At 66.7% G+C, this 24,501-nt stretch carries 23 protein-coding genes; 6 read left to right on the top strand and 17 right to left on the bottom strand.

From position 1 onward, the window contains the following. Window positions 1-91 precede the first annotated feature (91 nt). Window positions 92-469 carry a DUF779 domain-containing protein gene (locus ACTPOI_RS02215; protein ID WP_440105969.1) on the top strand — a complete coding sequence of 126 codons (378 nt, stop codon included), beginning with the start codon at window positions 92-94 and terminating at the stop codon, window positions 467-469. Between the two features lie 91 nt (window positions 470-560). Here the strand turns inward: ACTPOI_RS02215 and ACTPOI_RS02220 are convergent, their stop codons facing one another. Continuing rightward, window positions 561-2,531 (bottom strand): methyl-accepting chemotaxis protein, encoded by a 1,971-nt coding sequence (locus ACTPOI_RS02220; RefSeq protein ID WP_440105971.1) that lies wholly within the window; start codon window positions 2,529-2,531, stop codon window positions 561-563. 287 nt (window positions 2,532-2,818) lie between these two features. Between ACTPOI_RS02220 and ACTPOI_RS02225 the strand changes: the two genes are divergently transcribed. Both ACTPOI_RS02225 and ACTPOI_RS02230 read left to right on the top strand, forming a co-directional pair. Then, complete coding sequence (locus tag ACTPOI_RS02225; protein WP_440105973.1) at window positions 2,819-3,262, top strand: acyl-CoA thioesterase; 444 nt, start codon at window positions 2,819-2,821, stop codon at window positions 3,260-3,262. Then, on the top strand, window positions 3,259-4,227 hold the full coding sequence (locus ACTPOI_RS02230) for an EamA family transporter (protein WP_440105975.1): 969 nt from the start codon (window positions 3,259-3,261) through the stop codon (window positions 4,225-4,227). The genes ACTPOI_RS02225 and ACTPOI_RS02230 overlap by 4 nt, the downstream gene beginning before the upstream one ends. Before the next feature lie 99 nt (window positions 4,228-4,326). On the opposite strand, the gene ACTPOI_RS02235 is transcribed toward ACTPOI_RS02230, so the two are convergent. The 12 genes from ACTPOI_RS02235 to def form a co-directional block, all read right to left on the bottom strand. Next, window positions 4,327-5,337, bottom strand: coding sequence for a succinylglutamate desuccinylase (locus ACTPOI_RS02235; protein WP_440105977.1), 1,011 nt, complete (start codon window positions 5,335-5,337; stop codon window positions 4,327-4,329). Further along, entirely contained in the window at window positions 5,334-6,326 is a 993-nt protein-coding gene (locus tag ACTPOI_RS02240) for a Bug family tripartite tricarboxylate transporter substrate binding protein (protein WP_440105979.1), read from the bottom strand. Before ACTPOI_RS02240 ends, ACTPOI_RS02235 begins: the two co-directional genes overlap by 4 nt. Window positions 6,327-6,549: 223 nt before the next feature. After that, window positions 6,550-7,446, bottom strand: coding sequence for a LysR family transcriptional regulator (locus tag ACTPOI_RS02245; RefSeq protein WP_440105981.1), 897 nt, complete (start codon window positions 7,444-7,446; stop codon window positions 6,550-6,552). Window positions 7,447-7,558: 112 nt separating this feature from the next. Beyond that, window positions 7,559-8,395 carry an orotidine-5'-phosphate decarboxylase gene (pyrF, locus tag ACTPOI_RS02250; protein WP_440105983.1) on the bottom strand — a complete coding sequence of 279 codons (837 nt, stop codon included), beginning with the start codon at window positions 8,393-8,395 and terminating at the stop codon, window positions 7,559-7,561. A 143-nt stretch (window positions 8,396-8,538) separates the two neighbouring features. Next, the gene (locus ACTPOI_RS02255) at window positions 8,539-9,096 is read right to left on the bottom strand and encodes a FlgO family outer membrane protein (protein ID WP_440105985.1); all 558 of its coding nucleotides are present in this window, start codon (window positions 9,094-9,096) and stop codon (window positions 8,539-8,541) included. Continuing rightward, window positions 9,093-9,779, bottom strand: coding sequence for a hypothetical protein (locus ACTPOI_RS02260; RefSeq protein WP_291517320.1), 687 nt, complete (start codon window positions 9,777-9,779; stop codon window positions 9,093-9,095). The genes ACTPOI_RS02255 and ACTPOI_RS02260 overlap by 4 nt, the downstream gene beginning before the upstream one ends. A 208-nt stretch (window positions 9,780-9,987) precedes the next feature. Next, window positions 9,988-11,184: a phosphoglycerate kinase gene (locus ACTPOI_RS02265; RefSeq protein ID WP_440105987.1), complete on the bottom strand. Its 1,197-nt coding sequence runs from the start codon at window positions 11,182-11,184 to the stop codon at window positions 9,988-9,990. A gap of 120 nt (window positions 11,185-11,304) precedes the next feature. Then, complete coding sequence (locus ACTPOI_RS02270; protein WP_440108245.1) at window positions 11,305-11,640, bottom strand: AzlD domain-containing protein; 336 nt, start codon at window positions 11,638-11,640, stop codon at window positions 11,305-11,307. A 14-nt stretch (window positions 11,641-11,654) separates the two neighbouring features. Beyond that, on the bottom strand, window positions 11,655-12,491 hold the full coding sequence (locus tag ACTPOI_RS02275; RefSeq protein WP_440105989.1) for an AzlC family ABC transporter permease: 837 nt from the start codon (window positions 12,489-12,491) through the stop codon (window positions 11,655-11,657). Beyond that, complete coding sequence (gene fmt, locus ACTPOI_RS02280; protein ID WP_440105991.1) at window positions 12,488-13,483, bottom strand: methionyl-tRNA formyltransferase; 996 nt, start codon at window positions 13,481-13,483, stop codon at window positions 12,488-12,490. The genes ACTPOI_RS02275 and fmt overlap by 4 nt, the downstream gene beginning before the upstream one ends. 217 nt (window positions 13,484-13,700) lie before the next feature. Then, on the bottom strand, window positions 13,701-14,225 hold the full coding sequence (locus tag ACTPOI_RS02285) for a hypothetical protein (RefSeq protein ID WP_440105993.1): 525 nt from the start codon (window positions 14,223-14,225) through the stop codon (window positions 13,701-13,703). Next, window positions 14,225-14,734 (bottom strand): peptide deformylase, encoded by a 510-nt coding sequence (def, locus tag ACTPOI_RS02290; RefSeq protein WP_440105995.1) that lies wholly within the window; start codon window positions 14,732-14,734, stop codon window positions 14,225-14,227. The genes ACTPOI_RS02285 and def overlap by 1 nt, the downstream gene beginning before the upstream one ends. A gap of 198 nt (window positions 14,735-14,932) precedes the next feature. Here def and ACTPOI_RS02295 point away from each other — a divergent pair, with 198 nt between their 5' ends. Both ACTPOI_RS02295 and dprA read left to right on the top strand, forming a co-directional pair. Beyond that, window positions 14,933-16,144 carry a LysM peptidoglycan-binding domain-containing protein gene (locus tag ACTPOI_RS02295; RefSeq protein WP_440105997.1) on the top strand — a complete coding sequence of 404 codons (1,212 nt, stop codon included), beginning with the start codon at window positions 14,933-14,935 and terminating at the stop codon, window positions 16,142-16,144. A gap of 59 nt (window positions 16,145-16,203) precedes the next feature. Then, window positions 16,204-17,382 carry a DNA-processing protein DprA gene (gene dprA / locus ACTPOI_RS02300; protein ID WP_440105999.1) on the top strand — a complete coding sequence of 393 codons (1,179 nt, stop codon included), beginning with the start codon at window positions 16,204-16,206 and terminating at the stop codon, window positions 17,380-17,382. Window positions 17,383-17,502: 120 nt separating this feature from the next. On the opposite strand, the gene ACTPOI_RS02305 is transcribed toward dprA, so the two are convergent. After that, on the bottom strand, window positions 17,503-20,568 hold the full coding sequence (locus tag ACTPOI_RS02305; protein ID WP_440106001.1) for an EAL domain-containing protein: 3,066 nt from the start codon (window positions 20,566-20,568) through the stop codon (window positions 17,503-17,505). 169 nt (window positions 20,569-20,737) lie between these two features. Between ACTPOI_RS02305 and ACTPOI_RS02310 the strand changes: the two genes are divergently transcribed. Next, the gene (locus ACTPOI_RS02310; protein ID WP_440106003.1) at window positions 20,738-21,292 is read left to right on the top strand and encodes an adenine phosphoribosyltransferase; all 555 of its coding nucleotides are present in this window, start codon (window positions 20,738-20,740) and stop codon (window positions 21,290-21,292) included. Window positions 21,293-21,363: 71 nt separating this feature from the next. On the opposite strand, the gene ACTPOI_RS02315 is transcribed toward ACTPOI_RS02310, so the two are convergent. From ACTPOI_RS02315 to mnmE, 3 genes are all read right to left on the bottom strand, one after another. Next, window positions 21,364-22,338: a hypothetical protein gene (locus tag ACTPOI_RS02315; protein ID WP_440106005.1), complete on the bottom strand. Its 975-nt coding sequence runs from the start codon at window positions 22,336-22,338 to the stop codon at window positions 21,364-21,366. A gap of 113 nt (window positions 22,339-22,451) precedes the next feature. Then, window positions 22,452-22,943, bottom strand: a complete 492-nt coding sequence (locus tag ACTPOI_RS02320; protein WP_440106007.1) for a Crp/Fnr family transcriptional regulator — start codon at window positions 22,941-22,943, stop codon at window positions 22,452-22,454. Between the two features lie 95 nt (window positions 22,944-23,038). Beyond that, window positions 23,039-24,466: a tRNA uridine-5-carboxymethylaminomethyl(34) synthesis GTPase MnmE gene (mnmE, locus tag ACTPOI_RS02325; protein WP_440106009.1), complete on the bottom strand. Its 1,428-nt coding sequence runs from the start codon at window positions 24,464-24,466 to the stop codon at window positions 23,039-23,041. Between the last annotated feature and the right edge of the window lie 35 nt (window positions 24,467-24,501).

The raw sequence follows: 24,501 nt of genomic DNA on the forward strand, positions 1-24,501 counted from the left end.
GGCGCGCTGATTAGTGCAGAGGGTCCCTGAGGGCGCGGCTCGTTGTTCCAACTTGCCGCGCTTGCGTCTTTTTGGTTTGCTGGAGACATGCATGGTCGACAAAGTCATTGCCACGCCGGCCGCGCTTGAACTCGTGGCTTTCCTGAAAGCGAAACACGGGCCCGGGCTCATGTTTCACCAGAGTGGCGGCTGCTGCGACAACAGCGCGGCCAACTGTTATCTGCAAGGCGAGATCACGATGGGCGCGGGGGACGTGTACCTGGGCGATGTGGGCGGGTGCCCGTTCTACATCGGCCGCGCGCAGTACCAGACGTGGAAGCACACGCAGCTGATCCTGGATGTGATCGAGGGCACTGGCGGCACGTTTTCGCTGGAGGGGCCCGAGGGCCGGGCTTTCCATACGCGCTCGCGGGTGTTCACCGATGAAGAGCTGGCGGCGCTGGGGCTTACGCGGCCCGGGGCGGGCTGAGCCACGCAAGGCCACTGGGGCCTTCTGAGGCTTTCTGGGGGCATTTTCAGGCCAAATCGGCCTGTAGCCCTTGTTTTAAATGCCTGTATTGCTATTGAACCTGTAGCATTCCAGATCGGCTGCTTACCTGGCTTTCGCTGCCCAGGCGGAACACCGACACCACCTGCACCAGCTCCTGGGCCTGGTTTTGCAGGCTGCCGGCAGCGGCGGCCATTTCCTCGACCAGGGCCGCGTTCTGCTGCGTGACCTGGTCCATCTGCGTGACGGCCTCGCCCACCTGCGCCACGCCCTGGCTTTGCTCGCGGCTGGCGGCGCTGATCTCGCCCATGATGTCCGTCACTCGGCGGATGGAGCCCACCACCTCTTTCATCGTCGCACCGGCGCGGTCCACCAGCGCGCTGCCTTCGGCCACGCGCTCCACGCTGGCGTTGATGAGGGTCTTGATCTCGCGGGCAGCCTCGGCGCTGCGCCCGGCCAGTGAGCGCACTTCGGTGGCCACCACGGCAAAACCGCGGCCTTGCTCGCCGGCGCGGGCGGCTTCTACCGCGGCGTTCAGCGCCAGGATGTTGGTCTGGAAGGCGATGGAGTCGATCACGCCGATGATGTCGGCGATCTTTTGCGACGAGGCATTGATGCCATGCATGGTGTCCACCACCTGGGCCACCACCTCGCCGCCCTGCACGGCCACCTGGCTGGCGCTGGCGGCGAGCTGGCTGGCTTGCAGGGCGCTGTCAGCGTTCTGGCGCACGGTGGCGTTGAGCTGCTCCATCGACGCCGCGGTCTGCTCCAGCGCGCTGGCCTGGCTCTCGGTGCGGGCCGACAGGTCGGTGTTGCCCTGTGCAATCTGCACGCTGGCCGTGGCCACGCCCTCTGAGCCGTCGCGCACCCGGCGCACCACCTGCGTGAGCTGGCCGCGCATCTGCAAAAGGGCCTGCAGCAACTGGCCGACCTCGTTGGTGCCGTGCTGCACGCGCGTCTCGCCCAGGTCGCCCTGCGCTACGGCGCGCGAGAGTTCCACCGCCTGCGACAGCGGCACGGTGATGGAGCGCACGAACACCAGCGCCATGGTGCCAGTGAGCACCAGCACCAGCAACAAGCCTGCAGCGATCAGCCCCAAGCTGCGCTGTTCTTCGGCCACGCGCTGCTGCAGTGCGCTGTCCAGCACGCCCAGGGCGCTGCCGTTGAGGTTGTTCAGTGCGTCGATGGTACGGGTGAGCGCATCGAAATAGTCACGCGAGCTGAGCTTGAACTCGGTGGCGTTGATCACCTCACGCTCGGCCAGCTGCAGCGACTGCGCAATGCTCGCCTGGACGGCCTGCGAAGGCTCGGCCAGTGCCTTGCGCACCGCGGGGTTGGACTGCAGGGCACGGTCCAGCCCGCGGAAGGTGTCGCCTTGCAGCTCGGCCACGCGTTGCTGCAGCACCAGCATCTGCCCCTTGGCCTGGGGCGTGAGTTCGCCGCGGCCCAGCGCGCCGGCGCCCTGGGCGCGCAGCACCCCGAGCTTTTCGCCGAGCATGGGCGCCTGGATCAGCGAGGCCTGCACGAGCGCGTTGGTCTCCGCATCCGGGTCAATCTGCAACCCATAGGTGTGCACGACCGATTCGCTCAGGCGCAGCAGCGATGCGATGAGCTGGGTATGCCGTGCCGTGCTCTGCGGCGCATCCACGCTGCGCGCGCCCACGGCCTGCTCCAGCGCCCGCCAGGTGCTCAGCGCCTCCGCCCAGGCTGCCATCTCCGCTGCGGGCATGCGGGCATCCTTGAGCTTTTCGGTGGTTTCGGCGATCACCGTTTCCACCGCATCGCGCGCACCGGGGCGGCGCCCGGCCAGCGATTCATCGCCCCCCAGCATGCCGGCCGACAACCCCCGATGCACCTGCACCCGCTGCACCAGCCGGGTGATCGCCTGCGCCGGACCAATGCCCGCAGCCTCCATCCGTGCGTGTTCGATGGTCCGCAGCGCATCCGCCACGTACAGCCCGGTGGGCAGGGCGCTCATCAGCAATCCGAGGACGCCCAGGATGAGGAACTTCTGGAGCAGGTTCAGGCGGTGGAGCAAGGACATGGGGCACGCGGACGCCGAGGCGTGAGGGGGAAAGTAAGCAAAAGTAGCCCCGAAATGTAAGGGCCTGCGTGCAGCAGGGATTTGACCGGCGTCAATTCCGGCCGCAGCAGGCATGGCTTTTACACATCCATATGTTCCGGGCCGCCACTGCCGGCGAGCTGCCGTGACCGAGGCGCGTCTGCAGCCGTTGGCGCCGGCCGTGCCCCGCGTGACGCCGCCGGACAACCGCGCCGGTGGCACCACGGCAGTGCTGGTCATAATGCGCCCACACCGCCAGGAGCCCGCCCATGCAATCGATCACGCTGCGCTTTCTTGCATCGCACCACACCACATCACCATCGGCGGCCCGCATACCCGGCGGCACGGTGCTGCGCTGGGTGGACGAGGCGGGTTTTGCCTGCGCCAGCGCCTGGGCGCGCGGGCCTTGCATCACGCAGTTTCTGGGCGGTGCCGATTTCACGCAGCCCATCCGGCCAGGAGACCTGGTGGAAGTGCATGCAAAGCTGGCCTACACCCACGAATCCACGCTGAGCCTGGCGGTGGAGGTGCGCAGCGGCACTGTGCAGGGCGGCCCGCTGCACGACGTGGTGCACTGCGTGGCGGCCTACACCGCGGTGGATGCCGACGAGCTGCCCCGCACCGTGGACAAGTGGGTGCCCGAAACCCCGGGCGACATCGCGCTGGCGCAGCGCGTGCAGGCACACCTGGAAGCCGCGCGGGCGGCGCAGTGACGGCGCCCGCGGCAGCATCGGCCACCCCCTTTCGCCCACGCGACCTGCTGGCTGCGCTGCTGGTGGTGGTGCTGTGGGGCGTGAATTTTGTGGCGATGAAGTGGGGGTTGGAGAGCTTCAGCCCCTTCCAGCTGGGCGCCGCGCGCTACCTGTTTGCGGCCGTGCCGCTGGTGCTGCTGGTGCGCCCGCCGCGCGTGCACTGGCGGTGGGTGGTGATGTTCGGGCTGTTTCAGGGTATCGGGCAGTTCGGCTTTCTGTTCTTTGCGCTCAAGGTGGGCATGACGGCCGGGCTGGCCAGCGTGCTGCTGCAGACGCAGGTGTTCTTCACCGCGCTGTTCGGCTTCGCACTGCTGCGCGAGCGGCCCGGGCGTCCACTGGTGTGGGGCCTTGCGCTGGCCGCGGCAGGCCTCGTGTGCTTTGTCATGAACTACGTAGGCCCGGCTGCAGGCAGCGGCATGGGCGCCGGCTCGGCCACCACGCTGGCGGGTCTTTTCCTCACGCTGTGCGGCGCAGCCATGTGGGCCTCGTCCAACATCGTGGCGCGGCTGGCGCAGCAGCGCAGCCCGGGCTACGACCCGCTGGCGTTTGTGATCTGGAGCAGTGCAGTGCCAGTGCTGCCGTTTGTGGCGCTGTCGGCCTTGTTCGATGCCGATGCTGCCCGCTGGCTGCACTGGCAGGCGCTGGCCAGCGTGCCGTGGATCGCGTGGGCATCGGTGGCCTACCTGGGCTGGGCCGCCACCATCGTCGGCTATGCGCTGTGGACGCAACTGCTGCAGCGCCACCCAGCCAACCGCGTGGCGCCGTTCAGCCTGGCTGTGCCGGTGGTGGGGCTCACGGCGGGATGGCTGGTGCTGGGCGAGACGGTGGCGCCCTGGCAATGGGCGGGCATCGGCTTCATTGTGGTGGCGCTGGCCTGCGTGGTTCTGGGGCCCCGATTTCAGGCAAAAACGGCCTCAAGCCCTTGATTTATTTGCCCGCATTGCTATTTATTCAATAGCAATACGGCGCCAGCCACGCAGCGGCGGTGCCAGGGCGAAAGCGTGCATCGCCGTAGCCGGGGGCTGCTACAGCATCTTGCGCCGCGCAAAGCGCACTACCGTCACGCCTGCCCGTGCCTGGCGCACCGAGGGCATCACCAGCACGCAGTCGTCGTACGGCGTGGCCACCGGCACCCCATCGTTGTCGCCGATCACGGTCCCGGCTTTCTCGAACACCTCCAGCCCCGTGAACGGAGCCACAAACCGGAAGGCGCTGCTGGTGGCCACCACCGGCCCCGTCACCTCCAGCGCCCACTGGCGCGGGGCGTCCGGCAGGCGCCAGCCGGGCAGCTGCTGCGCCAGCGCATCGACGTCCAGCACGCCCGCCTGTTCGATGAAGCGTACGCACTGGTCCTGCGCCACGGCGCGGCTCGCCGGGTCACCATGGAAGCCGCATTCGATGAGCAGCGAGCGCGTGTCATCGCCCGGCGCATCGGCCAGCGCACCAAAGCGGCCGTAGTCGCGCATGCGCACGCCGTCTTTGTGGCCCGCGTCGACCACGATGTGCTCGGGCGAGCGCATGGCGCGTGCCAGCTGCAGGTTGCGCGGCTGCATGCCGGTGAGCAGCAGCGGTGCCGACGGCTCGTGCATGGAGTGGATGTCCAGCAGCCAGTCGGCCTGCGTTACCCAGGGCCGCAGCGCGGCGGCACGGCGGCGTTCACGCGTATCGGCGGCGTCGATGCGCTCGTCCAGCCACTGGCGGTTGAGGTCTTCGTCGGTGAAGCGCGAGGCATCGTGGTGGGTCGCGTCAAACCGGTCGAAGGCATCGAGGTTGCAAAACGCCAGCGTGAGCGAGCCGCGCAGGGGCCGCACGCCGGCGTCGAGCAGGCCCTTCAGTGCCCACGCACCGCACAGTTCATTGCCATGCACCAGCGCGCTGACCATCACGCGGCGGCCGGGCACGCCGGAGTCGAAATGCCACACGCCTTCGGTGCCGGTATTGCCCGCGCGCCAGGCGCTGATGTCGGGTGCGGGCAGGTCAAAGACAAGGGGCTGCACGGTGCGGTTGTTGTCTTGATGGTTGTCGTGCTGGCTCATTCTTCGATCTTTGCGTAGTCCACAATCTTCTTGTACTTGGCCACTTCGGTGGCCAGGAACTGGTCGAGGTTGACCGTGGTAGCCGCCACGGTGGAGCCGCTGGATTCCATCTTCTTTCTGAACTCGGGCGACTGCAGGCTGTCGTTGAGCGCCTTCTTGAGCTTGTCGAACACCGGCTTGGGCAGGTTGGCAGGGCCCATGAGCGCAAACCACACGCCGATGTCCACGTTCTTGTACTGCGCGGTTTCGGCCAGCGCCGGAATCTCGGGCGTGGTGGCCGAGCGCTTGGCCTCGGTGGTGCCCAGCGCAATGACCTTGCCGCTCTTGATATGCGGCAGGCCGCTGGACAGCACGAATACGCCGTACTCCAGGTTGTTGCCCATCAGGTCGTTGGTCAGCGGCGCCACGCCGCGGTAGGGGATGTGCGTCATGAACAGCTTGCCCTGCTCCTTGACCATCTCGCCCGCCAGGTGCAGCGAGGTGCCCACGCCCGAGCTGCCATAGCTGAACTTGCCGGGGTTCTTCGACACCTTCTGCGTGAACTCGGCCAGGTTCTTCACGCCCGCGCCCTGCGAGGCCACCAGCACCAGCGGCTGCGAGGCAATCAGGCCGATGGCCGTGAAGTCCTTGATGTCGTACTTGACCTTCTTGGTCACCAGCTTGTTGATAGCGATCTCGTTGCTGGCGCCCACCAGCAGGGTGTAGCCATCGGGCGCGGCGCTGGCCACCTTCTGCGCGCCGATGGCGCCACCGGCACCGCCGATGTTCTCGATGACCACGGGCACGCCGAGCTTGGCACTCAGTTCGGTGGCCACGGTGCGGCCGGTCAGGTCGGTGCTGCCGCCGGGCGGGTAGCCCACGACGATGGTGATGGGCTTGGAGGGCCAGGCGGCATCCTGGGCAAGCACGGGCGCGGCGGTGGACAGCAGGGCAAGGCCGCACAGCAGTGCGGTGCGGCGGGGGGCGGACAACAGGCGGGTGGTAGACATGGGGTTTCCTGGATGTGAAGGCGCAGACACGGCCGGTACAGCACACACGGGGAGTGCGAGCAGTGCATCGGCTCATTGGTACGCAGCAGCCATGCCTGATTGTCAAAAGCGCGCGGGCTGCACGTTGTGCCGAAACGGCACCAAGCCGTGCTGTTTAGGCTGCGCCGCTACGGGTTGACCCCAGGCTGCGCAGGGTGGCACCGCCCGCGCGGCAACGCCACATTCACCGCTGCGCCATGGCTTTCCAGAACACTTCGGCCAGCGGGCCCAGCCGCCGCTTGGGGCGATACAGGCGCACGTCAAAACGCACTTCCATGCGCGCATCGCCGGCCGGGGCCAGGCGCCCGGCCTTGCAGTCGGCATGCACCATGGACCATGGCAGCCATGCCACGCCCAGGCCCTTTTGCACGTATTCGTAATGCGCGTCGGCCGAGTCGCATTCCACCACCCGCTGCAGGCGCGGGGCGTGGGGGTTTTGCGCCAGATGGTCTTCCACCAGCCGCCCCAGCGCCAGCTGCGGCGCGTAGGCCAGATAAGGCACCAGCGCCGTGCCCTGGCCAAAGCGGTGCTGCGCCGTGCCCTGGGCCGTGGCGCGCGACACGGGCACCAGCCGGTCAGACGCTACGGTGACGTGGCTGAACTGCCGGGCATCGAGCCGCACGGCCAAGGTGGGATGGTGGTAGACAAGCGAAAAGTCTGCCTCGCTGCGCTCCAGCATGGCCACCGTGTCGGCCAGCGCCCGCGTGCGCACGCAGACCTCCGCCCCCTGCAGCACCGGCTGCAGGCGCACCAGCCAGTCGGCCACCACGGTGCGCGCGAGCGTGCGGCCCGTGGCCAGCGTGATGGTGCGGCCCTGGCGCCCGGCCAGGCTCTGCAGCTCTTCGTGCGACTGGCTCAGGCTGCGCGCCAGATTGCCCGCCGTTTCCAGAAAGCTCTGGCCCGCCGGGGTGAGGGTGACGGGCCCGCCCCCGCGTTCGACTAGCGGCGTACCTGCCCAGGCCTCCAGCGCGCGGATGCGCCGGCCAAAGGCTGGGTGGGTGACATGCCGCAGCTCGGCGGCGCGCGTGAAGCTGCGCTCCTGCGCCAGCACGATGAAGTCTTCGAGCCATTTGAGCTGCATCGCGGGGCTCCGGGGTCAAAGTGCGCGGGGCGGTGCGCGCCATCAGATAAAAATCCGCGGGCCCCCACCGGTGCACCCGCAGCATCGCCGGCTCCGGCGGGCGTGCCAGGCGTCAGTGCCCGGCCGCTGCCTGCGCGGCCTGCAGCACCGCACGGGTGCGCAGGGCCTCTGCGCGCGCAGCCGCCGCAAAGTCGTCACCGCGCGATGCGTACAGGATGGCGCGCGACGAGTTCACGATGATCGGCCCATCACTGCGCAGGCCTGCGCGCACCGTGGCCGCTGCATCGCCGCCCTGGGCACCCACGCCCGGAATCAGCAGCGGCAGCGTGGGCGCAATGCTGCGCACGCGCTCGATCTCCTGCGGGTACGTGGCGCCCACCACCAGGCCGAGCTGGCCGTTCTTGTTCCAGGGGCCTTGCGCCAGGCGGGCCACGTGTTCGTACATCAGCGGCTGACCTTCGATGCTGGCCAAGCGCTGGTTTTGCAGGTCGTCACCGCCGGGGTTGGACGTGCGGCACAGCAGGAACGCGCCCTTGCCGTGGTAGGCCAGGTAGGGCTCGATCGAATCAAAGCCCATGAAAGGCGAGAGCGTGACTGCATCGGCACCATATCGCTCGAACGCCTCCTTGGCGTACTGCTCGGCGGTGGAGCCGATGTCGCCGCGTTTGGCATCCAGGATCACCGGCACATGCGGCGCATTGCAGCGCATGTGCTGCATCAGCCGCTCCAGCTGGTCTTCGGCGCCATGGGCGGCAAAGTACGCGATCTGCGGCTTGAAGGAACACACGAGGTCTGCCGTGGCATCGACCACAGCCGCGCAGAAGTCATAGATCTTGCGCGGGTCGCCCTGCATCCCTGCGGGAAACCGCGTCGGCTCCGGGTCCAGGCCCACGCACAGCAGGGATTGGTTCTGCGCCGTGGCGCTGCGCAGCATGTCGGTAAAGGTCATGGGGCGTGATTTTAGGTGGGCGCTGGCTGGCGCTGGCTGCCAGAGCGGTCAGCGGGCCCGGTGAGGATGCGCCGGGCATGAAAAAAGGCCGTCGAGACGGCCTTTGGGAGGAGATTGCGGCAGCAATCCGCTGGTGCGATGCGTCAGCGTGGCACTGCCAGCAGGCGCATCACGTCGCGGTCGTTGGGCAGCGCGTAGTCGTGGCCAGCCACGATGCGGCTGTCCTCGGTGCGCACGAGTTTCAGGCTTACGTAGGTGAAGTTGGCAGCGGCAGAGTAGGTACCCACCATCACCAGCGACGCGTTGTGGCTGCGGGCAATGTCCTTGATTTCCCGCGAAAGCAGGAGCTCGCCCGCGCCTTCGCGCACAAACACATCGCCGCGCAGCTTGATTTCCTTGACGTTGAAACCGCTGTTGGCCATCTGCGACGCGTACTGTTCGGACAGCGTACGGCCCAGCGGTGCAGAACGGCTCAGATCGTTCACGTTCACGACCGTGGCAACGAGCACGGGCCCGCCACCCAGGGTGTTGAGGTCAAAGCCTGCCGTCAGCTTGCCCACGGCTTCGCGGCTGCTGTTCAGGAAGGGGTTGCTGGCAGCCTCCTGGTAGGTGGGCTCGGTGCGCACAGGCGCTGCCGTGTTCGCACAGCCCGCCAACAGGGCGGCTGCGGCCAGCGCCGTCAGGGATGCGGTGACTTTCATTGGGAAACTACCTTCATGTTGACGTTCCTGTACGAGGGGCGCATGAAAAGCGGGGTATCCGCGTTCTCAAGGTAGTACACGTCTGTCTTGCGCGCTACGTACTGGCCGCCACGGGTGACCGTGGTCGTGAGGATCATTTCGGTGTTTGTCGGACCGCCAGAGCCAACGCTCAAGCCGTAGTCGGCCAGCGAGGTAAAGCCCAGCGTGGCCAGAAGCTGTGCGTCCAGATGCTCATGGCGCAGCCCGTAAGCAGCCATCAGACCCACGGCGATCATGGTGAGCTGGTTGGGCACAAAATGCGGCCGCGGGCTGTTGTGGCGGACCAGCTGGGTGTGATACGTCACGTCCAGGGCCTGGCCAGGGTTCTGCAGCACCGGCGCGCCGCTCTGGACCATGCGGGTGATCAGGAAGTCGCGGAACGCCAGGTCAAACGCGCTGGGGTTGGGCGGCAGGGCCACATGCAGCTGCGTACCGGGTGCAATGCCGGCCTTCTCAAGCGTGCCGAGGGTCTGCGAAACCACGTCCTGCGACAGGATCTCCCAGTGCCCTGCCGAGCGGACCTTGGGTTGCACAGTCAGCTGGAAATTTTCCGCAAGGGGAATTGGCGAGCGATATGCGCAGCCAGTCAAGGTGGCGACAGCGCCGGCGAGGATCGCCAGGCTGACTGCTTTTGAAAACTTCATGGTTCCCTCCTACGGACCTAAGAGAGGCAGAAATGCCATTGCATCCCGCCGACTTTAAAAATTATTCTGGGCGGGATACACAACAAAAACAAGAGAAACCTGATTCAAGTGGCGACCAGCACACACATTTCGTTGTTTTTGGTCACAACTTCTGCTGCCCATGCGCAAAGCGCCAGGCAGGCGATTTAAGCAATTGCAATCAGATTAATCAAAGCGTAACAAATCGCTTTTCCAGGATTTCGAAGGCCGGCAGCGTCTTGCCTTCCAGCACTTCCAGAAACGCGCCGCCGCCGGTGGAGATGTAACCCACCTGATTGTCGATGCCGTATTTCGCAATGGCGGCCAGGGTGTCGCCACCGCCGGCGATGCTGAAGGCAGGAGACTCAGCGATGGCGTGAGCGATCTCGCGGGTGCCGTTCTCAAAGGCGGCAAACTCGAACACGCCGACCGGGCCGTTCCAGACGATGGTGCCGGCCGACTTGAGTTGCATTGCCAGCCGCGCCGCGGTCTGCGGGCCGATGTCCAGGATGAGGTCGTCGGGCTCCACGTCGGTGGCCGCCTTCACGGTGGCAGGGGCGTCGGCCGCAAAGGTCTTGGCCGTGACCACGTCGGTGGGGATCGGCACCTCGGCGCCGCGGGCCTTCATGGCCTGCATCACGGCGCGGGCTTCTTCCAGCAGGTCGGGCTCGGCCAGGCTCTTGCCGATGGGCAGGCCGGCGGCCAGCATGAAGGTGTTGGCAATGCCGCCACCCACGATGAGCTGGTCCACCTTGGAAGCCAGGCTCTTGAGGATGGTGAGCTTGGTCGAGACCTTGGAGCCCGCCACGATGGCGGCTAGCGGGCGCTGGGGATGGGCCAGCGCCTTGGTCAGCGCGTCGATCTCGGCCGAGAGCAGGGGGCCGGCGCATGCCACGGGCGCGTATTGCGCGATGCCGTAGGTGGTGCCCTCGGCACGGTGGGCGGTGCCGAACGCGTCGTTCACGAAGATGTCGCACAGCGCGGCGAGCTTGCGTGCCAGGTCTTCCTTGTTCTTCTTTTCACCCACGTTCAGGCGGCAGTTTTCCAGCAGCACGACCTGGCCGGGGGCCACCGTCACGCCGTCCACCCAGTTGCTGACGAGGGGCACGTCGCGGCCCAGCAGCTCCGACAGGCGCGCCGCCACGGGGGCCAGCGAATCCTCGGCCTTGAACTCGCCCTCGGTAGGGCGGCCCAGGTGGCTGGTGACCATGACGGCCGCGCCCGCGTCCAGCGCCATGCGGATACAGGGCACCGAGGCGCGAATGCGCGTGTCTTCAGTGATGCGGCCCGCATCGTCCTGTGGCACGTTGAGGTCGGCACGGATGAAAACGCGCTGGCCTTGGGCCTTGCCCTGGGCGCACAGGTCGGAGAAGCGGAGGATGTTCATGGCAGAAGGGAAAAAGGAGGCTTGGGGGCCGCCATTTTAGTGACCGCAATTCCTTGGACCTGACGCGCGGCCACCGCCGCCGGTGCGTTGGACCCCAGTGACCGAGGCCCCGTCCCCTGGCTACCAGCCCCAGCCGATGTGCAGCGGCAGATACACCGCCATGCCCACCACAATGGTGCCCAGGATGCCCCGGCGCCAGAAATAGTAGGCCGCGGCGCAGAGCACGGCGGGTATCCGCGCATCCCTGAACGTGCCGATGAGCTCGCCGTGCGCCATCAGGATTTCGGGTGCGATCACGGCCGTGAGCGCCGCCAGGGGCGCGTACTTGAGGCCTCGCTTGAGCCAGTCGGGCAGGGGCAGTTCGCGCTGCGGGATCATGAAGAACGCTCGCGAGACCACGGTGATGACCGCCAGCCCGGCAATGGCAATGGCGGGCTCGACCCAGGACCAGTCCATGTTCACCAGGGTGTTCATGGATGACGCTCCTCGCGCAGGGGCACTGCCTCGCCATCTTGGACATGGGCGCGCTCCTGGGGCGGCAGCGTGCTGTCGGGCGGTACAAGCACCACCCGTGGGTGCCGGCGGCGGCGGTCCACCGCCTCCATCAGCAGCCCGGCCGCCACGGCAGCCGCAATGGCCACCAGAATGTTCAGCTTGAGCGGCAGGGCAAAGGCAGCAATGGCCGCCGTGGCGGCCACACCCGTGGCCAGCCACGTGGCACGGTCGAACAGCAGCGACAGCAGCACGCCCAGCAGCGCCAGCACGCCCGCAAAACCCAGCCCCCATGACAGCGGAACGGCATTGGCCAGAAGGATGCCCGCAATGGAGGGCACCTGCCATGCCAGCCAGTTGGTGGACGCGGCACCCCAGAAGTAGGGGATCTGCTCCGGCTGCGGACGCGGCTCGGGAAAGCGCTTCATGAACGCCACGTAGATCACGTCACCGCTGAAATAGCCCACCGTCAGACGCTGGCGCAGCGGCAGGTGCGCGAAGTAGCTGCGCCACATGCTGCTGAAAATGACAAAGCGCAGGTTGACGCACGCTGCCGTGAGCCAGATCACCCACAGCGGCGCGCCCACCGCCATCAGCGGGATCACCGCCAGCTGTGCGCTGCCCGCGTAGACCGCCAGCGACATGAACAGCGCCATGCCCACCGGCATGCCGCTCTTGACCATGGCCACGCCCGTGACCAGGCCCCAGGCGGCAATGCCCAGGGACGTACCGGCCATGTCCTGCATGGCCTGGCGAAAGGAGGGATGCTGCACCGTGGACCGCACTGCGGCCATCGCGCCAGAGCGCTGGCTCATGCGCTGGCCTGGCCCGGCGCCGCCCCCGCCATCGCGCCCAGCTGCATGCCGGGCTGCAGATCAAAGCCGCGCAGGAAATCCGCTGCCGAAAGGCGCTTGCCGCCCGGGCGCTGCAACGTGATCAGGAGCAGGGCACCTTGGCCGCACGCCACCGTCACCCCATGGCCGTTTGCAGACAAAATCTGCCCGGGGCGCACGTCTTCATTGCCTGTAGTGCTATCAATTTCGCAAGCCCATACCTTGATGGTCTCACCGGCGCACCCGGTGCTGGCGCCTGGGAACGGATCAAAGGCGCGCACACGCCGCGCGATGGCCGGGGCGTCAAGCGACCAGTCGATGGTGCTTTCGGCTTTCTCGATCTTGTGGGCGTAGGTGACGCCCTCGGCCGGCTGCGGCGTGGCGCGCAGGCCACCGCTGGCGGCCAGTTGCAACGCCTGCACGATCAGGCGCGCGCCCTGGGCCGCCAGGCGGTCATGCAGCATGGCCGTGGTGTCTGTGGGCGAGATCGGCAGCCGCTCGGTGAGCAGCATGTCGCCAGTGTCGAGACCGGCGTCCATCTGCATGATGGTGATGCCGGTTTCGGCATCGCCCGCCTCGATCGCCCGGTGGATGGGCGCCGCGCCGCGCCAGCGGGGCAGCAGGCTGGCGTGGATGTTGAGGCACCCCTTGGGCGGCAAGTCCAGCACCCACTGGGGCAGGATGAGCCCGTAGGCGGCGACCACCATCACATCGGCCTGCGCAGCCACCAGCGCCTCGCGGGCAGCTGCGGCATCGTCGGGGTACTTCCCGTCCAGGCGCAGGCTGCGCGGCTGCGCGACGGGAATACCGTGGGAGAGCCCACACTGCTTGACGGGCGACGCCTGCAGCTTCATGCCCCGGCCCGCGGGGCGGTCGGGTTGCGTGAGCACCAGGGGGACCGAGAATCCCGCCTGCAGCAGGCCCTGCAGCGCGGCGCTGGCGAACTCGGGGGTTCCGGCAAAGATCACTTTCATGGGCGGGGTCCGTACGGGGGATCAACAGGAAGGCAAATTGTGGTGCGCGGCACGGCGGGCAAACGATGCCACCGCGGGGCTGGTGGCAGTGAACCCATGGCAAGGGGTACCCAAGGGGCAGACCCGCAGCGCGGGCACGTCGCGGTGGCTGTGGTCACCACCCACCGGGCGGGTCCCCCTGGGCGTTGCCTGGCTGCCGCACATCCGTCACCCGCCCTCAGTCGCGCGCGTTGTCGAAATTGGGCAGCTCGTCGGTGAAGATGACCTGCCGCACAACACCCTGGCGGTCCAGGTGCACGTGCGCCAGGCGGGAATCAGAGTTTTGCCGGAAGCGGTAGGTCCAGATGTCACCGTCAAAGCGTGCCACCCGCTCCACAAGGACGGGGGGGCCGAAGGTGCGCTGCACGTCCTGGGCTGTCCAGCCGCTGGCCGCAAGGGCCTCGAAGCGGGACTGTGTGAGCACCTGTTCGTTGCGCACCAGCCGCCCAGCGGCGTCAAAGTCGAGGTTGTAGGCTGCAAAACCTGCCGGCAGCTCGGTGTAGAGGAGCCGCTCACCCGAGGGCAGGGCATGCACGGCATTTGGCGGGCCCAACCTGGCGACCACGTCGCTTTTGAGCGCGCCCGGGGCCTCGCGTGCCGGCAGCGCGCAACCCGCAAGAAGCACGGCAGCAACCACACCCGCAAGCGCAAACGGCCGGACTGCTGGGCAGCGCGACGCGCCAGGCGCAGCAGCAGCGGCCATCAGTCGCGCGCTCCGCGCTGCTGCTTGATCATCTTGGTCTTGATCCGGTTGCGCTTGAGCGGCGAGAGGTACTCCACAAACACCTTGCCCAGGAGGTGGTCCATCTCGTGCTGCATGCACACGGCCAGCAGCCCGTCCGCCTCGATCACACGCGACTGGCCCTGCGCATCGAGGGCCCGCACGTGCACTGCGTCAAAGCGCTCGACGCCGTCATAGATGCCGGGCACCGACAGGCAGCCTTCCTCGTTCACATGGGTCTCTTCACTGGCCCAGACGATCTCGGGGTTGATCAGCACCAGAGGCTGGTCGCGCTCTTCCGAGACATCGATCACGACCACACGTTCGTGAACGTCAACCTGGGTGGCCGCCAGCCCGATGCCGTGGGCGTCGTACATGGTGGCGAGCATGTCAGACACCAGCGCCTTGACGCGATCGTCCACGGTATTCACAGGCTGGGCGACCTTGTGAAGGCGCGGGTCGGGGTAACAGAGAATGGGAAGGATTGCCATGGAGATCGGGATTAGCTGTCGCTATTTTCGCCACTTTTGGCCTTGCTGGCAGACCTGCAGGGCAATAATCGTTGCCGAATCAAGGGCTTGAGCAGAGAATCTAAGAAGGTTTGTAACGAACGTGCCCGGTGGTTCGCATGCCGCAAGGACTGCGGCGCGCGCGAGGGGCGTTTCACAATGCATGAGAAGAGGAACAACATGACAGCATTCACCAGCATGCGGCGGAACGCTCTGGGCGCACTCACCATCCTTGCTGGCGCAACGCTGTGCACGCTGTCGGCCCATGCACAAGGCTACCCCGTCTCGGGAGACCAGCGCGCTACGGCGCAACAGGTGTCCGAACGCGGTATCCCGCTGTCCGAGCTCGCTCCCAATGCCCCGGACACCTACACCGTCAAGCGCGGCGACACCCTGTGGGGCATCTCGGGCATGTACCTCAAGCGCCCCTGGCGCTGGCCCGAACTGTGGGGGATGAACCTCAAGGCCATTCCCAACCCGCACCTCATCTTCCCGGGACAGACGCTGTACCTGGACAAGGACGGCACCTATGCACGCCTGAGCACCACGCGCCCGGGCTCCACCGAGCCCGAAACCGTGCGTGTCTCCCCGCGCACGCGCACGGAAAGCCTGGGCGACACCGCACTCCCCACGCTCAAGCCCCATCTGATCGAACCGTTCCTGGTGGAGCCGCTGGTCGTGGACGCGGCGTTGCTGCAGCAGGCACCGCGGATCGTGGCAACCACCGAGGAGCGGGTGCTGATGGCAAGCGGGGACCGGGCCTATGTGCGCAGCCAGCAGGGCTCGGAACTCAAGGCCGAACTGGGCGAGCAGCGCCAGTTCCGCGTGTTCCGTGATGCCGTGGCCCTGAAGCACCCAGCCACGGGCGAAATCCTCGGCTACGAAGCGCAGTATCTCGGCAGGGCCGAACTGGTTCGCGGCGAAGGATTTGAAGACGTACCCAACGGCCGGGGCGGTTACACGGTCGAGTACGTACCGGCCACGGTCGATCTCACGGCCACCAAGGAAGAGATCCGGGCCGGTGACCGCCTGTTACCCACCCCGCCCCGGGCCTTCACGACCTACACGCCGCGTACGCCGCAGTTCGAGGTGGAGGCGCGTGTCGTGTCGATCTACGGCAGCTCGGCGGTAGCCTTTGCAGCCCAGAACCAGGTGGTCGCCATCAGCGTGGGCACGCAGGATGGGGTCGAACCCGGCCACGTTCTGTCCCTGCTGTCCAGGGACAGTCGGGTCAAGGACAGCACCGACGGCAAGGGCGTCACGATCAAGCTGCCCAATGAAGACAACGGCACGGCGATGGTGTTCCGCACGTTCGACCGTGTGTCGTATGCGCTGCTGCTGGAGATCCGCAACGGCGTGCGCGTGGGTGACCGGCTGGTCAACCCCAAGTAAGCTGCACTGCCCGCGCACCCGCGCTGGCTGCGCGCTGACAAAGCCGTCCACATCACCTGATGGATCGCCTGGAGCTTGCTGCATGGTTGCGCCTCACGCTCACGGCGGGGGTGGGCAACACTGCCGCAAGGCGTCTGCTGGCGCGCTTCGGGCTGCCACAATCCATCTTCGCTCAATCTGAAGCCGCACTGGCGCAGGTCACCACACCAGCACAGGCCAAAGCGCTGGGGCAAGTGCCCGAGGCGTTGGCCGGACTCGTCGAAACCACATGGACGTGGCTTCAGCACGATGGGACTGCAGATGGGGTGGCCCGCGCAGTGATCACACTGGGCGACCCGAGATACCCGCAGTCGCTGCTGGATACCGAAGATCCCCCGCTGGTGCTCTACATGATGGGCGCCAAGCGGTGGCTGGCACACAACCCTTTCCCGACCGCGGCCAGCCTGGCGATGGTGGGCAGCCGCAACCCCACCGCTCAGGGTGCGGAGAACGCCCGTCTGTTTGCCCGCGCACTGAGGGAAGCGGGCCTCGTGATTGTCTCGGGGCTGGCACTGGGCATCGACGCAGCGGCGCATGAGGGCGCGCTGGAGGCGCCGGGCCAAACCGAGGGGGCGCCAGGCACGCCCCCTACCATCGCGGTCGTGGGCACAGGCCTCGACCGTGTCTATCCCCGCAGAAATCTGGACCTGGCGCGGCGTATAGCGGCGCAAGGCCTTCTGATCAGCGAGTACCCCCTGGGTACGCCACCGCTGGCGCCCAACTTCCCCAAACGCAACCGGATCATCTCGGGCCTGTCGCAGGGTACGCTGGTGGTTGAGGCCGCTCTCGCCTCAGGGTCACTGATCACGGCACGGACGGCTGTCGAACAGGGACGTGAAGTGTTTGCCATTCCTGGCTCCATCCATTCCCCGCAGTCGCGGGGTTGCCACGCACTCATCCGCCAAGGGGCCAAGCTGGTGGAATCGGCGCAGGACGTTCTGGAAGAGCTTCGGCTTCCGTCCACAGCCGCGCAAAGCAGCGCTCCGGATGGCGCCTCGCCTGCGGAAACCGGCCAGACGGGCCTGCCCGAGGGCCCGCTCCTCACGGCACTGGGCTTTGACCCCATGGGCATTGACGCCCTGGTCGCACGCACGGGTATGGATGCTGCGGCGCTTCAGGTGGAACTGCTGACGCTGGAACTGGATGGGCGGGTGGCGAGGCTGGCAGGCGGGCTGTTCCAGCGCCTGGAACGCTCGTGATGGGATACCCACGCCAAGGTCCGCTTACCAGACAAGGATCCACGCGCAAACAAAAGCAGCATCCGCCGTAACTGCACTGAGACCAAAGGCCACCGGCGGACGCAACGCTTTGGCAAATCCCTATGCGGCGTGCAACAGGTCGGCTGCACCGGGGCGGCCGAACAGGTAGCCCTGGAACTTGCGGCAGCCGTTTTGCAGGAGGAAAGCGCGCTGCCCCTCCGTTTCCACGCCCTCTGCCACCACATCCAGCCCCAGGCTGCGTGCCAGGGCGATGATGGTGCACGCGATCGTGGCGTCATTGGGGTCGGTAAGCACGTCACGCACGAAGCTCTGGTCGATCTTGAGCTGGTCGAGCGGCAGCCGCTTGAGGTAGCTCAGCGATGAATAACCGGTACCAAAGTCATCCAGCGAAAAGCCGACGCCCAGTGCGCGCAAGGCCTGCATTTTCAGGATGCTCTCCTCCACGTCATGCAGCAGCAGGCTTTCGGTCAGTTCGAGCTTCAGGCGGCGCGGATCGGCGCCAGTTGCCTGGAGCACGGCCTTGACCTGGTCCACATAGTCGGCCTGCCTGAACTCCCGTGCGCTGACATTGACCGCCACGGTCCACGACGCCGGAGGCTGCACGCCGGCGCTGGCCCACCGGGCGAGCTGCCGGCAAGCCATGGTCAGCACCAGCCGGCCCAGGGGCAGGATCAGGCTGGTTTGTTCAGCCAAGGGAATGAACTCTCCGGGCGGCACCATGCCGCGCTGCGGATGCTGCCAGCGCACCAGCGCCTCGGCCCCCTGCACCGCGCCGCGTTCGTTCACCACGGGCTGGAAATGCAGAACGAACTCCTCACGGCCGATGCCGTGGCGGATGGCGGCCTCAAGGGCAGAACGCTCGGACGCCGCGGCCTGCACGGCGGGGTCGAAGAACGACAGCGTGTTGCGCCCTTGCGACTTGGCCTGGTACATGGCAAGGTCCGCGCGCTTGAGCAGTTCGGTCACGGGCTGTTCCAGACTGGAGAACAGCGCAATGCCAATGCTGGGGGTGCTGTGCACGTCAGAATCCTGGATACGGTACGGCTGGTTCAGCGCCTGCAGCAGCTTGCAGCCGATGGCTTCCGCTTCTGCTGCGGCTGCGGGCGCCTGCCCGCTCAGCCCGCTGACCACGACGACAAACTCGTCGCCACCCAGACGGGCCACCGTGTCGATGGTGCGCACGCAGCCGCGTAGCCGTGCGCCAACCTGGATCAGCAGTTGATCGCCCCAGTCATGGCCCAGCGTGTCGTTCACGCCCTTGAAGTCGTCCAGATCCAGGAAGAACAGCGCGCCGTGGGTTGCGTCGCGCGCGCAGACCGCAACGGCTCTGTCGAGCCTGTCCGCAAGCAGCCTGCGGTTCGGCAGACCTGTCAGCTCGTCGTAGAACGCCAACCGTTCGATCTCGGCCTCGGCGCGCTTGCGATCGGTGACATCGCGGGCCACACCCCGGTAGCCGGTGAACCGGCCGTCGAGATCAAAGATCGGTTCGCCGCTCACCGACACCCAGACCATGCTGCCATCATCTGCCTGCTGCCGCATCTCGAAATCGTGGAACACCTGGTGCGCTTGCAGCTGCGCGCGGTGCTCGGCCCACTGCGACTCGGTGGCAAAGGTGCGCGGAAGCTCCCAGCGGGTAAGGCCCTGATGGGCCTCCCACGATCCTGGCACCTTGTCCACGTTGCCATCAATCCTTACAAAGCGGAACTGCGCGTCCTGCTCCCAATACCAGTCGGAGGACAGCTGCGTGAGACTGCGCCAGCGCGCCTCGCTCTGGCGCAACGCCTCCAGGGTACTCAGGTAATCCGTCACATCGGTGAAGGTCCTCACGCGTCCGCCCTCGGGCAGCGGGTGCGTGCGGACCTCGATGTACCGACCATGCGGATTCTTGCGAATGTACTGGGGCGGCATGGTGATGTCCCTGCCCCTGGGCGGGTACTCCGAGGCCACGTAGGCGCGGGCTGAAGGCTCGATCAGCTCGAACCCGGGTCCGAAGTCGCCGCGCTCCTGCTGGAAGCGCACCACCTCCTCGACACGAGGCTGGGCCGCCAAAAGCTCCTCGGGCAGGTCCAGCACCTCCAGATAACGTCGGTTGTACACACGGATGCGGCCCTCGGCATCCACGTTGGAGATGCCCTGCGACACGCTGGCGAGAGTGCCCTCCAGTGCACGCGTTTTCTCGGCAAGGAGTTCGCTGGTGCGCGCGAGCTGCTGCTCCACCGAGCGACGGGCCAGCTCGGCGCGGCGGGCCATTTCCATCTGCCCAATGGTGCTGAGCAGGGGTTGCAGGAAACGGATGTCCGCGTCGGAATAGCCAGCCGGGCAGTTGGCCAGACCGACCATGGCCACCAGTTCGCCTGAGGCATGTATGGGCAGGCCCAGATAGGACCGGATGACTGGATGGCCGGGCGGTATCCCTCCAGTGCGCGGGTCGCCAGGCGCGTCGTTGGTCAGTACAGGTTGCCCTGACAGCAAGGCGGTGCCCACCAGCGACCCCAGGTTGTCAAACACCATGCCCTCTTCGGAATGGCGGGCATAGCGCGCACGCGATGCGTCGTCCCAGCTGATGTCGGTGAGTGCATGCACACGCAGGTACGGATGGCCGTCTTCGGCACGTTCGACCTGCCCGACCATGCCAAAGCCGCTCTGGGTGAGCGACATGAGTTCACCGAGCAGTGCCTCGAACGCAGCACGCGGCCCGGCGCTGGCGATGAACATGGCCTGCGCCTGCGAGATGGCCTGCAGCAGCCGGTGCTGGCGGGCAAGCATGGCCTCTGCTTCTTCCCGCACGCGCTTGCCGGCGTGGCGCTCAAGCACTGCATCGATCTGGGCTGGCAGTTCAAGCAGGTAGCCCAGCTGCGAATCCTGCACCACGAAATCATCGAAACCGTGGCGCAGCGCCTGGGCTGCGCGTGTTTCGTGGCCAATGCCAACCATGATGATCGACGGAATGCCGCGCAGGGCCTGCAGAAGATCGAAGGCGGAGCCGCCCATGGTCCGTTCGGCTGCCAGCACCACATCCGGCCGACGGGTGGTGAGATAGGAGTGGGTGTCGGCCAGCGTTGTGGCCACGTCCACCGTCCAGCCCGACCAGGGATCGGCCAGCGCGTCCTTGACCGCCTGCGCATGGCGCGGATCACTTTCAACAAACAGGATAGTGATGGGCATGAACGGCTTGTAGCGGGCCTCACTCAGGTCGACCAAGCCGACCGGGAGACGTAACTGGAATGAAACATTATGCGTTGCGGTCCCGCACCGTGCCGCAAACGACCCAGCCGGCGGTGTTTACACTTTCGGTCCTTCGGCCTCCTGGTCCTTTCACAACCCTTTGCCGCCCATGCATTCCCAAAGCATCAACGACTACCTTCGCGAGCACATCCGTACCGTGCCCGACTGGCCTGCGCCCGGTGTGCAGTTTCGCGACATCACGCCCCTGCTGCAGGATCCGAAGGTCTTCAGGGTACTGATTGATGCCTTTGTGCACCGGTACATGGACAAGGCCTTGCGACCAGACATCGTGGCCGGGCTCGATGCGCGCGGATTCATCCTGGGCGCCGTGGTGGCCTACGAGCTGAACGTGGGTTTTGTGCCCATCCGCAAGAAGGGCAAGCTGCCGTTCACAACGGTGGAAGAAACGTACGAACTGGAGTACGGCAGCGCCACGGTGGAGCTGCACACCGATGCCGTCAAGGCAGGTGACCGGGTGCTGCTGATCGATGACCTGATCGCCACGGGCGGCACCATGATGGCAGGCCGGCGCCTGCTCGAAAAGCTGGGCGCCACCGTGACGGAGGGTGCCGCCATCGTCGACCTTCCGGAGCTGGGTGGCTCCCAGAAGCTGCGCGATTCAGGCCTGCCGCTGTTTACCCTGGTCGACTTCGCGGGGCACTGAAAGAGCGGGCGCGGCGGTGAGCCAGGCCTCAAGGCGAAGAAGAACCGGCCGTCACCCAGGCCAGGCGCGGCTCAGTTCAGCTCGCCGTACTGCGTGGTACTGAGGTCCGGCGAGGGGCCGTCGGTTCCCGGCGTCTGGGTGTCTTCGAAACCTGTGGGCGCCGAGGGCGCAAGGATGGGACCCGATCGCACCGCCACACCGGGGCGGGCGGCCGCAGACACGGCGGCCGCCGCGCCACCAGCGACTGCAGCGGAAGCCAGTGCGCGCTTGAAGGCCGCCACCTCGTCTGCCTCAATCGGTTCGAACCGGGTCGAAGCTGTGCGTGAGGCCGGCGCAGAAGGCGCCACCGCCGCTGCGGCGGGCGCTACGGCAACAGCGGCAGCTGCCATCGCAGGGCGCGACAACGGCGCTGGGGTAGACAGCGGAGCGGGGGCGGTGGTTACGGGGCGCATGGCCGCGCCGGTTGCGACCGGCATGGCGGGCACGCCCGGGGGCGTACCCGCCTGCGCACCCAGCGCAGCGGCGGCCATTGGCGGGCGGCGCAATGACTGCGCCGCACTCTGCAAGGCCGCAGCCTGGGGGCTCACACCCTTCTGGGGCAGGCCCACCGCGACGTGATCATTGATGCGCCAGTACACGGCTGTGACCAGGATGTCGTAGCGCGTTTTCGCAGTCTGGGCGATCAGGGCCTCGATCTCGCTCAGGCGCACTGTCTCGCCACCGTACTCGCGGGCCAGGTCCATCATCACGAGAAACTGGCGGCCCCGCTGGTCCAGCGACAGCACCTTGAACTTGTAGCTGGCCGAAAGCACGCCAGCGCGCACCATGGCGTCGCGCACCACCGTATAGAGCAACTCGCGGCGCTCCATGCGCTCGTTCTTGCGGTTGGCCGCGTGTTCGGGTGGCAGCTGTTCCGACAGCGGCCGGCCCTGACGACCCGGGTTCAGGGGAACAGTGGCATCGGCGTTGAGCAAACCTGAGGGTTCAGCGACGGAACGGGGCTTGGCAGGGGCCGGCTTGCGGCTGAACCAACTGAACAGGGACATGGCTTGCTTGCTTTCTTGGGAACGGCGCCTGAAAAACGGGTTTGAGTTTAACGCCGCAGGTTTTGCCAGGGCTCATGGGCAAGCCCCGCACGTACGGCCCTGGCAGCCGCCTGTCAGGTGGCAGCCACGCGGCGGCGCCGATTGCCCAGGCGCTTTGCCAGCACTGAGCCCGCAGCCATCGCCAGGCCCAGTGCAATGGCAGGCTGGCGGTTCGTGAGTTCGGTAAAACGGATCGCCGTCAGGCTCCACAGCTTGCAGGGCGCGCTGGCCTGCACGGTGGCGCTGCGCGACCGGTGCGAAAAGAATGCGCCTTCTCCGACCACCGAACCGGCACCGACGATGGCCAGGCGCAGGCGCTCTTTCTCGTCCTGGTAGTGCACGCTGAGGCTGCCGCTTTCCACGAAGTACAGGGTGCGGTCGTTCGCCCCCTGGCTGAACAGCACCTGCCCGGCAGGCAGCACCACGGGCAGCAGGTACGAGGACAGGATGTCCCACTGTGCGGGCGCCAGCGGGTTGGTCATGCTGTCGTCGGCACTCGCCTGGGCAATGGCATCAAGGAGCCCGCTGAGGTCTACCTTGGAAGCAACGGGGGAGGGAAGATTCATGGTGCGCCGAAAGTACCCTTGTTACAGATACCGCACAAGCACTGTTTACTTCCGTTTACAACATCGTTCGCACGGCGGGCCGGCGGGGGGCAAGGCTACTTTCCGATGCAAAAGCTGGAGAAGATCACGCCCAGGAGATCATCGGAAGTGAATTCGCCAGTGATCGCGCTCAGCGCGTTCTGGGCCAGGCGCAATTCTTCCGCCAGCAGGTCCAGCGCTGGCCCAAGGGCCTGCAGTTGCGCTTGCGCTTCGTCCAGGTGCGCCGCCACGGCATGCAGGGCTTCAACGTGTCGCGCGCGGGCGATGTACAGGCCTTCCGGGGCAGACTGCCAGCCCGCCACTTGCAGCAACAGACGGCGAAGGGCGTCGAGCCCCTCTCCCGTGCGCGCCGACAGCCGCACTGCAGGCCGCGGCTCCGTGGCCTGATCGTTCTTCCCGGCCGGTCCGGCGCAATCAAGCTTGTTCCATACATCGATCACAGGAACCGATTTGGGTACTTTTTGGGCCAGAGCCCTTTCAATATTTGCCTCATCTGCTATGTATTCAATAGCATTTTGTCGGGACAGGTCGTGCAGGAAGAGCACCGCGTCAGCCCCTGCGATCTCGTCCCACGCGCGGGCGATGCCAATGCGCTCCACCTCGTCGTCGCTGTCGCGCAGGCCGGCTGTGTCGATGATGTGCAGCGGCACGCCTTCGATCTGGATGGTCTGCTGCACCTTGTCGCGCGTGGTGCCGGCAATCGGCGTGACGATGGCCAGCTCGGCCCCCGCCAGCGCATTGAGCAGCGAGCTCTTGCCCGCATTGGGCTGGCCCGCAATCACCACCTTGATGCCTTCGCGCAGCAGCGCACCCTGCCGCGCACGCTGCATCACCCGCGCCAGCGTTTGCTGCAGCCTGGACAGCTGGCCGTGCGCGTCGGCCTTGCGCAGGAAATCGATTTCCTCTTCGGGGAAGTCCAGCGTGGCCTCCACCAGCATGCGCAGGTGGATGAGCGCATCGCGCAGGCCGTGGATTTCTTCCGAGAACGCGCCGGTGAGCGAGCGGCTGGCGCTGCGCGCCGCGGCCTCGGTGCTGGCATCGATCAGGTCGGCAATGGCCTCGGCCTGCGCCAGGTCGATCTTGTCGTTGAGGAAGGCGCGTTCGGTGAACTCGCCCGGCTGGGCCACACGCAGGCCGGGCAAGGTCGGCTGGCCGGTGGCGGCGTCGATGGCGGCACCGGCCTCCAGGCAGCGGGCCAGCAGCAACTGCAACACCACCGGGCCGCCGTGCGCCTGCAGCTCCAGAACATCTTCGCCGGTGTAGCTGTGCGGGCCGGGGAAGTACAGCGCAAGGCCCTGGTCGATAGGCTGCCCCTGCGCATCGCGAAACGGCAGATAAGTGGCCTCGCGGGGCTTCAGGGAGCGGCCGCAGAGCGCCTGCACCAGCGCACCCAGCCCGCGGCCCGACACGCGAACGATGCCCACGGCACCACGACCTGGCGCAGTAGCAATGGCAACAACAGGGTCGTGGTGGCGTGCAAGCATGGGCGTGACTTTAACGGGGACGCGAATGAAAAAGG

The sequence above is a fragment of the Acidovorax sp. BL-A-41-H1 genome (assembly GCF_051942715.1).